The sequence below is a fragment of the Pseudomonas sp. AL03 genome (genome assembly GCF_029960815.1).
GTDB lineage: Bacteria > Pseudomonadota > Gammaproteobacteria > Pseudomonadales > Pseudomonadaceae > Aquipseudomonas.
Window position 1 is genome coordinate 21,929 of record NZ_JASBRE010000042.1, and the last position, 14,443, is coordinate 36,371.

13 protein-coding genes and 1 pseudogene are annotated in these 14,443 nt (G+C 53.3%); 8 read left to right on the top strand and 6 right to left on the bottom strand.

Annotated features, from left to right (window positions below; all coding sequences use genetic code 11):
* Positions 1–24: 24 nt before the first annotated feature.
* The 5 genes from QK293_RS25715 to QK293_RS25735 form a co-directional block, all read right to left on the bottom strand.
* Positions 25–2,142: a hypothetical protein gene (locus QK293_RS25715; RefSeq protein WP_282382649.1), complete on the bottom strand. Its 2,118-nt coding sequence runs from the start codon at positions 2,140–2,142 to the stop codon at positions 25–27.
* A gap of 81 nt (positions 2,143–2,223) precedes the next feature.
* Positions 2,224–2,637, bottom strand: a complete 414-nt coding sequence (locus QK293_RS25720) for a GtrA family protein (RefSeq protein WP_282382652.1) — start codon at positions 2,635–2,637, stop codon at positions 2,224–2,226.
* Positions 2,637–3,590, bottom strand: a complete 954-nt coding sequence (locus tag QK293_RS25725; protein WP_282382654.1) for a WxcM-like domain-containing protein — start codon at positions 3,588–3,590, stop codon at positions 2,637–2,639. Before QK293_RS25725 ends, QK293_RS25720 begins: the two co-directional genes overlap by 1 nt.
* Positions 3,583–4,530, bottom strand: a complete 948-nt coding sequence (locus tag QK293_RS25730; RefSeq protein WP_282382657.1) for a glycosyltransferase family 2 protein — start codon at positions 4,528–4,530, stop codon at positions 3,583–3,585. Before QK293_RS25730 ends, QK293_RS25725 begins: the two co-directional genes overlap by 8 nt.
* A complete protein-coding gene (locus QK293_RS25735) occupies positions 4,527–5,624 on the bottom strand; it encodes a DegT/DnrJ/EryC1/StrS family aminotransferase (RefSeq protein WP_282382660.1) in 1,098 nt (365 codons plus the stop codon). The genes QK293_RS25730 and QK293_RS25735 overlap by 4 nt, the downstream gene beginning before the upstream one ends.
* 282 nt (positions 5,625–5,906) lie before the next feature.
* On the opposite strand from QK293_RS25735, the gene QK293_RS25740 reads away from it, so the two are divergent.
* The 6 genes from QK293_RS25740 to fabF all read left to right on the top strand — a co-directional run bounded on the left by QK293_RS25740 (position 5,907) and on the right by fabF (position 12,805).
* Entirely contained in the window at positions 5,907–6,917 is a 1,011-nt protein-coding gene (locus QK293_RS25740; protein ID WP_282382662.1) for an SDR family oxidoreductase, read from the top strand.
* On the top strand, positions 6,914–7,945 hold the full coding sequence (locus tag QK293_RS25745) for a glycosyltransferase family 4 protein (protein WP_282382664.1): 1,032 nt from the start codon (positions 6,914–6,916) through the stop codon (positions 7,943–7,945). The genes QK293_RS25740 and QK293_RS25745 overlap by 4 nt, the downstream gene beginning before the upstream one ends.
* Before the next feature lie 109 nt (positions 7,946–8,054).
* Positions 8,055–10,049, top strand: a complete 1,995-nt coding sequence (locus tag QK293_RS25750; protein WP_282382715.1) for a nucleoside-diphosphate sugar epimerase/dehydratase — start codon at positions 8,055–8,057, stop codon at positions 10,047–10,049.
* A gap of 112 nt (positions 10,050–10,161) precedes the next feature.
* A complete protein-coding gene (locus tag QK293_RS25755; RefSeq protein ID WP_282382667.1) occupies positions 10,162–10,497 on the top strand; it encodes a helix-hairpin-helix domain-containing protein in 336 nt (111 codons plus the stop codon).
* 206 nt (positions 10,498–10,703) lie between these two features.
* Entirely contained in the window at positions 10,704–11,498 is a 795-nt protein-coding gene (locus QK293_RS25760) for an SDR family oxidoreductase (protein WP_282382705.1), read from the top strand.
* A gap of 32 nt (positions 11,499–11,530) precedes the next feature.
* The gene (gene fabF, locus QK293_RS25765; RefSeq protein WP_282382708.1) at positions 11,531–12,805 is read left to right on the top strand and encodes a beta-ketoacyl-ACP synthase II; all 1,275 of its coding nucleotides are present in this window, start codon (positions 11,531–11,533) and stop codon (positions 12,803–12,805) included.
* Here fabF and QK293_RS25770 read toward each other — a convergent pair.
* Positions 12,802–12,894 (bottom strand): annotated as a pseudogene (locus QK293_RS25770) (TetR/AcrR family transcriptional regulator); the annotation flags it as partial. The gene fabF and the pseudogene QK293_RS25770 sit on opposite strands and share 4 nt — an antisense overlap.
* Before the next feature lie 49 nt (positions 12,895–12,943).
* On the opposite strand from QK293_RS25770, the gene QK293_RS25775 reads away from it, so the two are divergent.
* Together QK293_RS25775 and QK293_RS25780 are read left to right on the top strand one after the other, a co-directional pair.
* Complete coding sequence (locus QK293_RS25775) at positions 12,944–13,510, top strand: GntR family transcriptional regulator (protein ID WP_282382710.1); 567 nt, start codon at positions 12,944–12,946, stop codon at positions 13,508–13,510.
* A 15-nt stretch (positions 13,511–13,525) separates the two neighbouring features.
* Complete coding sequence (locus QK293_RS25780; RefSeq protein WP_282382713.1) at positions 13,526–14,374, top strand: DUF1989 domain-containing protein; 849 nt, start codon at positions 13,526–13,528, stop codon at positions 14,372–14,374.
* Positions 14,375–14,443: the final 69 nt, after the last annotated feature.

The following is a 14,443-nucleotide window of genomic DNA, read 5'->3' on the forward strand; positions in this document are numbered from 1 at the left end:
GTAAGTTGTAAGTGTTGGTGGATATTATTTTTTTATTTCAACCCAATCTAGTCTTCCGGAGAAACCATAGTAATTTTCGTCAGCGTCACTCATGAAGGCAATGGTGTTCATTCCATCTCGAAGTTGATTTTTTACGAGTTTGGCTTCAAATTGATTGGCATCATTCCATTGGAACGGAACATCTATGCCATTCACTTCAATTTTCATGCTGGTTTTTACTGACGGATTAACGATTGTATCGAACTGTCCTATTAAGCGATAGCGCACTGATGAAGGTGTAAACTTAAAGTTGAGGTACGCCTGTTTATTGGTTTTCCAAGCTGAAGCGGTATGATGGAATTTGTTAACGGTCCACTCGGCTTCGCGCCACCCTGAGCCAGCTATTGGTAATTCCATACTCCACCAGTTACCGAATCCCCAGAAGTAGTATTCTCCGGATTCCTGGTCATTGAAACCAATCAGACGATTATGATAATCAGGTTTTTCGATAAACCCACGATAGATCGCCCCCGTACGGCTTTGTTCACTACGTAACTTTTCCGTGCGAACGGGATTGGCTTTGGGTTTTTCATCCGGATCTACTGTAATCACAACGATTTTAGATTTCGTCAGCTTTTTATCTTCTGGTTGCTTGGTTAGCTCGAAGCCAGGACCACTTATCGGTGTCGGGTAATGGAAGATCCATTCATCAACTGTTTCTTCGCATGTGCCCTTTCGCCCGACGCTGTCGGTATGCTGCCATTCATTGCCATCTTCGCGGCATACTTCTATCGAATTAAAGGGATGCCCATAAATGTAGTTAAGAGTTGCTTTCAAGTTTTCGTTGATAAACATCCACGTATTGTTTAATTGGCTTGTCTTGTCAACTATTACGAGTGTTTTGTCGTCGATTTGACCGTCGAAATTCTCAACAATATTTTTTATAATGTTGCGTTGTCTATCCGATATCTTAACGTAGTGGTGGAATTGATATAGTTGGGTTGAAAGCCCGATAAAAATTAATAGGGCTGCACAAAGTGTCGCCAGATTTTTGCTGGCTTTGCCGAAGCCAATAAGTACGGAAAGTGTCACAAATACGCCGCCAGGGGTCGCGAACAAGAAGGTGCGTTGGCTTATCGCTTGGTGTGACGTAGAAAGTAGAAAAGGGGCATAGCCTAACAGTACTAACAGGATACCCGCGATCAGAAATTTGACGGGGATTGCCATCGAAATTATGGTTTCTACAGGTTTTGCTTTTCTGAAGTTTGAAAGTAGTAAGAGAAACACGATGGATATTATTAGTATTGCGCTAATGGTGTACCAGTATGTGTTGAACTCCACTGCGGTTATACTGAATGCATCATACCAGCCACCTAGGACTGTCCTAAGTAAGCCTATAGAGAATAAATTTGGAAGGGAATGCATGAGCGTGGTGGTAACGCTAGTGCTGCCAGCGATACCGCTCTGATAACTGTTAACTAGTGGTGCAGTGTGGATGACATAGGCGATATAGTAGAGGGCGCCCATAAGCCAAATCAGGTGTTTCCATATGTGCTGGCGCAACTGGGAAACCGCTGCTTTAACATTCGATTTTATAAGTATTGCTAAAAATGGCAGCACCGTAAGTAATAGTGACGCCTCATACATTGCGCAGGCCACCAGCAATAGCACTGCTGATATGGTGCTCAGCAAATAGGGTAAGAACCTTGATTTTGCTTGCAGTGCAGCGATGAGTATCGCGGTTCCAAGCAATAAGCAACTAAGCGCCCAGTTTATGTGAAGCGCTCTGAACGACAACTGCATTGTGTCAGCCGGATATACGATAATTAGCAGGCTTGCGATTATTCCCCACTTTAACGAGCCAGTAATATAGCTTGTTATGTAGCTGAGGCTTGAGCCTTTTACGCATAGTGAAAGGGCAAGTAGTATATTCCAGTATTTGAACGAATAGGGGTCTAAATAATAAGCAATGGCTTGCGGAAGGATCGTTAGTGGGCGTAGCGCATGTGCAGCTAGAGGGCTGGTAGTGTCAGTTATGAAGAACAGCCCATGAGTTGTAAATGCCCCGACTAATCCCCATTCTTCTATTAAGCCGATCAGAGAGAAACCGTAGGGGGTCCATAGTGCCAAGACCAAAATAGCAACTGGCAAGATGTGCGACATCCAAAATGTTACCGCAGAGCAAGAATGCGATTGGGAAAACTTTTGAGATAAGAGTTTCTCTATCAAGTTTGTCATTTGACTCTACTGTTCCATTCCTGTCTTTGGCTGATCTGTAGCTTTAAGTATTGTTTTGCTCAGCAAGTAAGTTACAGGCAGAAGCAGGACAATGATCAAAAGCGGCGCTATTTCTTTGGGTATCCCTAATCTCTCAACCATAAGGCCAAGCATTAAGGCGGCTAATATATACTGAAGCAGATACACTAAAGGATAGGCTATCAACCCTTTCCATGATTTTTTCACATTGAAAACAATTTGTGCGTTGAATAGGTATGAGAAAACGATCCCGCTTATGTAGGCGATTACATAAGATTTTTGATAGCTTATATGCATATTCAACAGTAAATAGATTCCATATGTCAGGAGCGTGTTCAAACACCCTCCTGCCAGGAACGAAACCCATCGACGTATGTTTTCTTTTGAGACGGTGATGCCCACTAGTTTTTCGAACCTGTAATTTTCACAAACTCGGAGTAATCCCGAATGTAATCAGCCGCATCATAGTAGTCAGAAGTGAATACCAGCAGGACTGCATCTTCAGAGTATTTATACTGAATGCCCCAGATCAAGGGCGGCAAATAAATACCTTTGTTCGGAGCGTCCAGCATCACTTCGGCGCGATTGTGGCCATCGTCTACAACGACTGCGCAACTACCCTTAACACAGATAAGGAACTGATGGCATTTGTGATGAGCATGTTCGCCGCGGGTTTTTTGGCTGGGTACGTTAAACACCAGAAAATAGCGCTTCGGAACAAATGGTATTTCTTTATCAAATTCGCCGACCGACAGATCGCCCCGCATGTCCGCAACGAATTTGAAGTTGTGTGAGGTGACGTCGCCCACTCCAACCCGTGTAATCCCTTCTTGCGACTCTGCATTTTCAACGAACTTCGGTTTTTCGCTGTTGTCGCTTGCCGCTGAATTCTCTACGTATCCGGTAATCCGCGCCGGCGACCCGGTCACGATCGCATACGGAGGCACGGATTTGGTGACCACTGCACCGGCTCCAACCATCGCTCCCATACCGATGGTAACGCCAGGGAGGATCACGGCGCCACCGCCGATCGAGGCCTTGTCGTGTATCACCGTTGGCAGAGAAGTTTCCGGGTAGACCTTGGAGCGAGGAAACTTGTCATTGGTGAAGGTGACATTTGGACCAATGAACACATCATTGCCAACTCTCAGGCCATCCCAAACATAAACACCCGACTTGATCGTCGTTCGGTCGCCGATCACGACATCATTTTCAATCAGGCAGTGAGAGCAGATGTTGACATCCGAACCGATCACCGCTTCAGGAAAAATGACAACGTACTGCCAAACACGGGTGTTTTGGCCAATGTTGGTACTTTTGACATCTGCGCTAGGGTGGATTGTCGGATTAGACATGGCTGATTTGCTCTCGGTTGTTCAACTGTATGCTTACGACTGCCAACGGTCGCTGTTTGGTATTTTCATAGGCGCGCCAGGCATAAGTGCCTACAAGTCCCAGACCCAGTAGATTCAAGGTGCCCAGCAGTAGGACCACGACCATGGTGGCGGCATACCCTGGTACTGCGATGGTGCCGTGAATTCTTGCAATGATGACCAGCAGGCCTATAGCTGCTGACATCAATGAGCCTATCGCGCCCATTTTTATCAATAGACGTATAGGGTAGTCGGTGAAAGCGAAGACGCTGTCCATCATGTATTCCAGCTTCTTCTTGAACGTCCAGGCTGATTTGCCTTCCTGGCGAGTCTGGCGATCGTAATCGACGAATTTCCTTCGGAAGCCGAGCCAGAAGATTAATGCGATCAGTGACGAACGAGATTCTTCTAGCTTCAGTAGCTGTTCTTTGAAAGTGTTATTGCAGCCAAAGATGTCGACGCCACCTTTAGGCATGTCATGGACGACCAGCTTTCTGTAAAGCCCCCAGAACATTGAAGAGGCCAATCGGCTAAAAAAAGGATCCTTACGGGCGTTGCGCGTACCAATGGCAACGTCACACTCATCGTTTGAAAGTGATTGAAAGAAACTTATCAGCAGTTCCGGTGGTTCCTGCAAGTCAGCAGCCATCACGCCGAAGTATTCTCCGGTTGCTGCCATCAGGCCCGTTCGAATCGCCGGGAATGATCCGAAGTTCCTTGAATGGGCAATTAGCTGCGCTGCAAAAGGCAGGTTTGGCAGTTCTTTTTGAATCAACTCAAACGATGCATCCGGGCTGCCGTCGACGACAAAAACCGCTTCTACCTCGTTGTTCAGGCTCTCGTTGATTTCGCTGAGTGCCTGAATCAAACGTGGAATGGATTCTGCGTTTTTGTATACCGGGATGATGATCGAGTACGTCATGCAGCCCATCCATTGACTGCTTTGATCACTGCGCTGACTTCATGCTCTTCCATTTCTGGATAGCATGGCAGTGTCAGAATCTCTTTTGCCAAACGCTCGGTGTTGGCCAAGTGGCAGTCAACGTTGACGTTCTTGAATACGGGTTGTTTGTAGTCAGGAATCGGGTAGTGAACCTCAGAAGCGATTTGCAGGCCACGTAGATGTTGCTGCAATGCGTCACGTTTCTGGCTCTTGATGACATAGAGGTGAGCGACCCAAGCACCGCTATTCCCCTGCGGATGAACGATGTCGGGTTGATCTATTTCGTTGCGATAACGTTCGGCAATCTCGTTGCGTCGCGTATTGCCCCGATCAAGGTGGGGCAAGAACTCGGAGAGTATGGCGGCTTGCATTTCGTCCAGGCGGCTGTTTCTGGCTCCGCCCAACTCCACGCAATATTTGGAGGACCAGCCGTATTGACGCAATTGTGAGACTCGCTGCGCAATTTCAGCAGAGTTGGTGACTACTGCACCACCGTCGCCAAGCGCACCGAGGTTTTTTGTTGGGTAGAAACTGAAACTCGAGGCGTCACCGAATGTTCCTACACGTTTGCCTTGCACGCTGGCTCCGTGAGCTTGTGCGCAATCTTCCAGGAGGGGAATGCCTTTGTCCGCACAGAAAGCAGCGATCTCATGGATTTCCGGGATGGCCAAGCCGTAAAGGTGCGTTACGACGACAGCTTTGGCTCCGGCTTCAACGGCGCGCTTTACTTCCGCAAGCGTTACGACCTGAGTATCGAGGTCGACATCCATGAAGGCCGGTACGGCGCCGATGGACAGAACAGAAGTGGTTGTATACATGCCGGCATTGGCAACCGTGGCAACAACGTTACCTTTTTCAACACCCAGAGCCTTGAGGGCCAATTCGATTGCATCGGTCCCATTGGCTACGGTTATGCAGTGGCTGGCGCCCAGATATTCGGCAAACGATGCTTCAAAACGTTTGACCTCTGGCCCCAGGACTACCCACCCGCTGGAAACCACGCGCTGAATGGATGCATCGATCTGATCCCGGTATTTCGCAATTTTTGCGCTGAGATTATTGATTTGCTGCATCGATATGCTCCCTTCGAGGCGTAGGCTGCTAAATTTAGTGTGTATTTTGAACGACTTACTGACACCACGCATCTCTGCGAGGCGTCTCAGGCTCTATTCAGTTAGCGTTTAGTCAAAATTGGGGGGGATTCTATCTCTCCCGGGTGTTTGCTCCAACCTGTGTGATGGAAAATCGCGTTGAGAACAGGGCTTCGAGTTTCTCATCAGCCGGCTAGCCGGTGCTACGTAAGGTGCAGGGCAGGGCGCTCCGCACAAATTCAGCGCTCAAAATGACGCCGTTACGTGATAGATTGTTCCATTGCTATCTATTTTTTGAATCGGTTTGAAATGTCAAAAAAAATACTTGTGACCGGCGCGACGGGGTTTCTGGGAAGTGCCCTGGTAGAGCGTTTCTGTACTTTGCCGGAAACATCGGTTGTCGCTTCCCTCAGAAATTTGAATAGCAAGTTACCCGATTTAGTAGAAAAGACTTATATATCAAATATAGATAAAACCACTGACTGGACGCAGTCTCTCTCTGGTGTGGATGTGGTTGTGCATTCCGCGGCGCGAGTGCATGTCATGCATGAAGATCCGGCGCAATCGCTGAAAAAGTTCCGCGCGATTAATGTTGATGGGACACTTAATCTTGCACGCCAGGCCATACAGGCGGGCGTTAAAAGATTCATCTTTATCAGTTCGATCAAGGTAAACGGGGAAACTACTTCACCAGGAAGTGTATTTTCGGCAGATGACATTCCACGCCCTTCCGATCCTTATGGCGTTTCCAAATACGAAGCAGAACAGCAACTCATGCAACTTGCCATTACGGGAGCGATTGACGTTGTCATTATCCGCCCGGCCCTTATATACGGTGCTGGTGTAGGTGCGAATTTTCAGCAAATGATGCGTTGGCTGGTGAAGGGCATTCCGCTACCGTTCGGGGCGGTGACTAATCATCGAAGTCTTGTCTCACTGGAAAATGTCGTTGATCTGGTCAATACATGCGTCGATCATCCCCGGGCTGTGAATCAGGTCTTTCTGGTCAGCGATGATGAGGATGTTTCGACGACCCAGCTGATGCGGCGCCTTGTCACCTATTTAGGTGTGAAGACTTGGCTTGTACCCGTCCCCGCCAGGGTGCTCGTGTTTCTGGCTGGCTTGTTGGGACGACGCGCGACAGCGCAACGGCTTTTCGGCTCATTGCAGGTCGATATCAAGAAAAATCAAGAGCTACTGGGCTGGCGTCCACCTGCAAGTCTGGATGATGGATTGAAATCGACGGCGCAGCATTTTCTGGAGTCTCGCAAGTGAGGAGTTATGCGTGGTTTATTCCGGTGGCTGTCGGTATTTCCTTTCTGCTGACGGCAGCGTTACGCAAGTACGCAATTTCTCGAAGTTTGATGGACGTTCCGAACGCACGCAGTTCCCATTTGGTCGCGACTCCACGAGGTGGCGGCGTAGCCATTGTCGGCGCTTTTATCGTTTCGTTGGGTTTTCTGTACGCCGCGGGACTGATTTCTCCATTGGCGTTTTACGCGATTGCAGGGGCAGGGGTTTCGATAGCATTGATTGGCTTTATGGACGACCACGGACATATCGCCGCACGCTGGCGTTTGCTGGGTCATTTTGCTGCGGCGGCCTGGCTTCTGGGCTGGATGGGTGGATTGCCTCCCATTGAGCTGTTCGGCACCGATGTCAATTTGGGTTGGGCAGGTCATGTGCTGACCGCTTTTTATCTGGTGTGGTTACTCAATCTCTACAACTTCATGGATGGAATCGATGGCATTGCCAGCATAGAAGCGATGTGTGCCTGCCTGGGAGCCTGTCTGCTGTATTGGCTGGCAGGCCAGGACAGTCTGATTTGGGGGCCGTTGTTGCTCGCGGCTTCTGTGGCAGGTTTCCTTTATTGGAATTTCCCTCCCGCGAGGATTTTCATGGGGGATGCCGGCAGCGGATTTCTCGGCATTGTGCTAGGTGGTCTTTCTCTGCAGGCAGCGTGGGTAAGTGCAGCGATGCTATGGGCCTGGCTGATTTTGCTGGGGGTGTTCATCGTTGATGCAACATTCACGCTGTTTCGCCGTTTGTTTAGAGGGGACAAAGTCTATGAAGCGCATCGCAGCCATGCCTACCAATTCGCCTCGCGTCGTTTCGGCAAGCATTTACCGGTAACTATCGCTGTTGGCGTGATCAATCTGTTCTGGCTGTTGCCGGTAGCCGTGTGCGTGACACGTTTTGGTCTAGACGGGGCCTTGGGAGTCATTTTGGCTTATGCGCCACTGATCGCACTGGCAATAAAGTTTCGCGCCGGAGATCTGGAGGATCCGCCGCTAAAGAACTAAGCAGCAACTACTCTGTCATTTAGGTTTAAAGTGATCGCGACGCGGCTTTGAGGTTTCACCACTGTGAAGGGTCTGCTGAGAGGAGGCGACTGAGGTGTTTGAAGGGTTTATGGATAAAATCAGAGCATATTTGGTGGGGCTCCCCCGACGTCGGAAAAGGTTGATACAGGTCGGCACAGACATTCTTTTGGTCTGGGGAGCTCTGTGGTTGGCATTCATCGTGCGTTTGGGTATCGATGATATGTACAACCCATTCAGGGTTCATTTTTGGCTGTTTGTATGCGCCCCTGTCGTCGCTATTCCTCTATTTATCCGCTTTGGCATGTACCGGGCGGTTATGCGCTACTTCGGCAACGATGCGTTGATTGCGATTATCAAGGCAGTCACTCTCTCATCGCTGATCCTGGCACTCGTCGTCTACTGGTACAGCAACCATGAGGCCGTGGTACCGCGCTCCATTGTCTTCAATTACTGGTGGCTTAGCCTCGTCATCATTGGCGGCCTTCGCCTGTGCATGCGCCAATATTTCATGGGCGACTGGTTCACCGCCGCGCAGCACGTACCGTTCACTAACCGAGATCACGGGCTCACCAAGGTCGCTATCTATGGTGCCGGCGTAGCCGGGAATCAGCTTGTCGCAGCGCTTCGCATGGGCCGAGTCATGCGTCCCGTGGCGTTTATCGATGATGATCCAAGTATTGCCGATCGTTCGATTGCCGGGTTGCAAGTCTACAAACCCAAACACATCCAACAGATGATCGATGAAACAGGCGCGCAGGAAATTCTCCTTGCCCTCCCGTCATCAACCCGCGCACGCCGCAGGGAAATTCTCACTATTCTGGAACGTTTCCCCCTTCACATCCGAAGCGTACCCAACTTCACCGATCTGGCCAGCGGTCGGGTAAAGGTCGAAGACATCCAGGAAGTGGATATCGCGGACCTTCTCGGTCGCGACTCGGTACCCGCGCAACCAGACCTGCTCAAACGCTGTATCAAAGGCAAGACAGTGATGGTGACGGGCGCAGGTGGATCGATCGGTGCAGAGCTTTGCCGACAGATCTTCTCGCTTGGCCCGACCACGCTTTTACTGTTTGAACACAGCGAATTCAACCTCTACAGCATTCTGTCGGAGCTTGAGCGGCGCGGTTGTCGGGAGTCGGTCTCTGTTCGGCTGCTTCCTATCCTCGGCTCGATCCGCCACCAGGACAAACTTCTGGATGTGATGAAAACCTGGGGCGTGGACACCGTCTACCATGCTGCCGCTTATAAGCACGTCCCGATGGTCGAGCACAACATTGCCGAAGGCGTGCTTAATAACGTTATCGGCACGCTCAACACCGCTCAGGCTGCATTGCAGTCGGGTGTCGCGAACTTTGTGTTGATCTCCACTGATAAGGCCGTACGCCCGACCAATGTCATGGGCAGCACCAAGCGTCTCGCCGAAATGACGCTTCAAGCGTTGAGTCGTGAAATTGCCCCTGTGCTGTTCGGCGACAATGCCAATGTATCCCGGGTCAACAAGACCCGGTTCACCATGGTGCGCTTTGGCAATGTGCTGGGGTCATCCGGCTCAGTGATCCCGCTGTTTCACAGGCAGATCAAATCCGGTGGCCCGTTGACGGTCACCCACCCGAAAATCACTCGCTATTTCATGACCATCCCCGAAGCTGCGCAATTGGTGATCCAGGCGGGTTCCATGGGGCAGGGCGGTGATGTGTTCGTTCTGGACATGGGCGAGCCGGTGAAGATTGTCGAGCTGGCAGAGAAGATGATTCACCTGTCGGGCTTGAGCATTCGGTCGGACAAGAATTTGCAAGGCGACATCTCCATCGAATTCACCGGTCTGCGTCCCGGCGAGAAGCTTTACGAGGAGTTGCTGATCGGCGACAACGTGGCAGCGACGCAACATCCGATGATCATGAGCGCCAACGAAGATCATCTGCCCTGGGATGTACTCAAGGGCCGTTTGAGGGAGTTGCTGGTCGCAGTCGATCACGACGATTACGCTCGCGTCCGTCAGCTCCTGCGCGAAACCGTCAGCGGCTACACCCCCGACGGCGATATCGTTGACTGGATCTACCAGCAACGTCGTCTCGAACCCTGATTGTTTCACATCCTGTAACGGACACATTTTTGACAGGCTCCAGACATCGCCTAAGTTTGAGAGGCAGCTTCGGAAAAGCTGCTTTCTCAATCGATGTCATGGAGCGTCATTTATGCGTACTGGCTATTTCTACTCTCTGGTTTTTGCCCTGCTCACCAGCGCTTCTATTGCGGCCATTGCTGCGCCGACGGCCAAGCCCGAGGCTGGCAATGCACCCTTGGTGCTGGAAGTTTCTCCTTCGGCACAGACCGGCAAGGTCGATCTGAATCAGGCCGATGCGCCAACGCTTCAGCGCGAATTGTCTGGAGTAGGTGAGGCCAAGGCCAAGGCGATTGTTGCTTATCGTGAGAGTAATGGACCGTTTGCGTCCGTGGACGAGTTGCTCGAAGTGAAGGGAATCGGTAAAGCCATTCTGGATAAGAATCGCGAGAAGCTTGAGGTGAACTAAGCTTATACGTCAGCGTCAGGGGCCGGTCATTGATCGGCCTTTTTGCTTTCTGGCGAACGCTGTGATGGTGCGCCTTTCGTCGATACGTGAAAAATTACGGCTATCATATGCGATTCAGATTATGCCTATAATAAAAGACTTTCCGCCAAAGCGTTCTGAGCCTCAGGCGCTTGTCTTTCCCTTAGGCATCTCCCAGGAGCACAGTCATGAATTCTGCCCAGTCCCAAGGTACGGCCCTCGTCACCGGTGCTTCTTCCGGTATCGGTGCGATTTATGCCGAGCGGTTGGCGGCGCGTGGGTTTGATTTGTTGTTGGTCGCCCGTGATCAAGAGCGGCTGGAAGCGGCGGCGACCACGTTGCGCACCGCGCATGGTGTTCAGGTCGAGGTGCTCAAGGCGGATCTGACGCAGAAGGATGACGTGCTGAAGCTCGAACAGCGTCTTCGCAGCGATTCGAGTATCAGCCTGTTGCTGAACAACGCCGGTGTTGCCGCTGATGGGTTGTTGGCCAATGCCGACATGGATCAGCTGGAACGCCTGATTCAATTGAACGTTACGACGGTCACGCGGCTGGCCTCGGCAGCGGCCGCCAGTTTTGCCAAGGCGGGCCGCGGGACGATCATCAACATCGGATCAGTGGTGGCGTTGTTCCCAGAGCGCTTCAACGCCACTTACAGCGCCAGCAAGGCTTATGTGTTAAGTCTGACGCAGTCGTTGAACGCTGAACTGGAGGGCACCGGGGTCAAGGTGCAGGCCGTGTTGCCCGGGGTAACACGCCCCGAAATCTGGGAGCGCTCCGGTATCGACGCTACCCAGATTCCAGCGGATAGGGTGATGGAAGCCGGGGAGATGGTCGATGCGGCGTTGTCGGGTCTGGACCAGGGTGAGTTGATCACCATTCCTTCGCTGCCGGAGGCGGCCGACTGGGATGCCTTCGTTGCGGCGCGTCATGTCATGGCGCCGAATCTTTCCAAAAGTAAGGCCGCCGCGCGTTACACGTGAGGCGTCATGAATCGGCTTGAGGTATTTGCGGTATGAGTGATCGTCGAGTAGTTGTAACGGGCATGGGCCTGGTGTCTCCATTGGGTTCTGGCGTCGAAGCCGTCTGGGCGCGTCTGTTGGCAGGGCGTTCCGGGTTGCGCAATTTGCCGGACGCGGTGGTTGCCGATTTGCCGGCCAAGGTCGGTGGTGCAGTGCCGACCCTGGCTGACGATCCCGAGGCGGGTTTTGACCCGGATCGGGCGACGCCGCCTAAAGAGCAGAAGAAGATGGACCGCTTCATTATGTTCGCCATGGAAGCCGCGCGTCAGGCGCTGGAGCAGGCCGGTTGGCAAGCGGCGGACGCCAATGCCCAGGAACGTACTGCAACCATTATCGGCTCCGGCGTGGGTGGTTTCGGCGCGATTGCCGACGCGGTGCGCACCACGGACAGCCGTGGGCCGCGACGCTTGTCGCCGTTCACTATTCCGTCGTTCCTGGTGAATCTGGCCGCGGGTCATGTCTCGATTCAGCACGGATTCAAGGGCCCGTTGGGTGCTCCGGTGACGGCGTGCGCGGCCGGGGTCCAGGCGATAGGCGATGCGGCGCGGCTGATTCGGTGTGGCGAGGCAGACATTGCGGTGTGTGGCGGCGCGGAAGCGGCGATTGATCGCGTCAGTCTCGCCGGGTTTGCCGCGGCTCGCGCCTTGTCCAGTGGTTTCAACGAAACCCCGGAGCGTGCCTCGCGGCCGTTCGACAGTGGCCGTGATGGCTTTGTCATGGGGGAGGGCGCAGGCCTTCTGGTGATTGAATCCCTGGAGCATGCCTTGGCCCGTGGTGCTCAACCGCTTGCGGAGCTGGTCGGTTACGGCACCAGTGCCGACGCCTATCACCTGACGGCAGGTCCCGAGGATGGCAGCGGTGCGCGACGGGCGATGTCGCTGGCGTTGGCCCAGGCGGGCGTTTCGCCGGCGCAGGTGCAACATCTCAATGCTCACGCAACCTCGACGCCGGTCGGGGATCTGGGGGAGTTGGCTGCCATCAAGGCGTTGTTTGGCACGGATAACAAAATTGCGGTGACGTCGACCAAGTCGGCCACCGGGCATTTGCTCGGCGCAGCGGGCGGTATCGAGGCGATTTTCACGCTGTTGGCGATCCGCGATCAGGTCGTACCGGCCACCCTCAACTTCGACAACCCGGACCCCGCCGCCCAAGGCGTCGACATCGTCCACGGTAAAGCACGGCCGATGGCAATTGACTACGCGTTGTCCAACGGCTTTGGATTTGGTGGGGTGAATGCCAGCGTGCTGTTCAAGCGCTGGGAGGGCTAGTCCCGAGGTTGTTTGAGATAGGCGCGAGTAATGTCGAGAATCCGCTGAGCCAACTCAGGATTCTCGACACTGCGTGACAGCAGTAGCGCGGTCGGAAGCGGGCAACCTTCATGGGGTGAAGTCTGGGAGGCTATGAGTATGAACAGCGGACTGTCCCTCGCCGACCACATCACACTAGCGTTGCGCGCCGACATCATTGGCGGTCGTTTGCTGCCCGGCATAGCGTTGGTGGAAAACGATCTGGTGTCCGCCTACAACGCCTCCCGCAATACCATTCGCGAAGCGTTGCATCGGCTGGGGCAGGAAGGCCTCACCCGTTATGTGCGCAACAAGGGCGTGATGGTGCGCGATTCTCAATCCGACCGGATGCTTGAAGCCCTGGAGGCCACCGAGCTTGCCCGGGAGCGCGAGGACTGGCGCGCCGTCGGCACCCACAGCCTGGCGTTTCATCAACACATTGTCGGATTGCTGCGCAGTCCACTGTTCGATGAGTTCTTCACCAACGTCGTCGCGCAGCTGCGCTTGGTGTTCTGCACCGCTCCTGATGAATCCCGCTTTCAGGCGCCCTGGCTGGCGCGCGACCGGCAAATACATGAGTGGCTGGCCGAGGGCGACCAACGCGCGGCCGAGGACGCCATGAGCCTTTATCTCGACGACTCCGAACACCTCCTGTTGCAGATGCTTACCCGTTCTTCCCATCACTGATCGAGGATTCGTGCCATGTACAAAGACTATCCGGCGGCCTATCAAGTCAGCAAAGGCTCAGCCCTGCAGGTGGACAAAGCCTTCTACGAGCGGATTCGCGATGCGAAGGACGGGCGCACGCTGATCGAGGCATTCGAGGTGCCGATCCGCACCGGTCGCGCCTGGAAAGTGCCGGCCGGGCATGTGTTCCGGGTGACCACACCCGTCGGCCCGCAAGTGGGCGACTTCAACGTCTGGAATGCCAACGATCCACGGGAGCGTTTGTGGGCGGCACGGACCCGGCAATTGCAGGGCGCTCACGTCAGCACCCATGACCGGCTTTGGTCGAACCTGCCGTTTTTACGTCCGCTGGTGACCATCACCGATGACAGCCTGGCCGGTTACGGCATCGACGAACATGGCGGTCGCCTGCATGATTTGCTGGGCACCCGCTGCGATCCCTATGTGAACAAAATGCTCACCGGCGAAGACTTCCATCATCACTGCCATTCGAACCTGACCCGCGCGGTGCTGCCCCATGGCCTGACCGAGTTTGACGTGCATGACGTGCTGAACATTTTCCAGTGCACGGGCCTGAACCACGACGACATGTACTTCATGAAAGCCTGTCCGGCGCAGAAGGGCGATTACCTGGAGTTTTTTGCCGAAATCGATCTGTTGTGTGCGCTCTCGACCTGCCCGGGCGGTGACCTGTCGCTGGCCATGTGGGGACCGGATGCGCAGGATCCGCTGAGCGTGTGTCGCCCGCTCGGGGTAGAGATTTATCGTTTGGAGAATTCGTTGCTTGAAGGCTGGAGTCAGCCGGAACGAGCGGCCTATAAAGGGCTGCATGGCCTGCACATCGCCAAGGCGGAGTGGGAGTAACCGCAACGACACCCACCTGTAATTGGATGGACTCGCCCAAGCCGAGGCGTCAATGCGCCACGGTGGCAG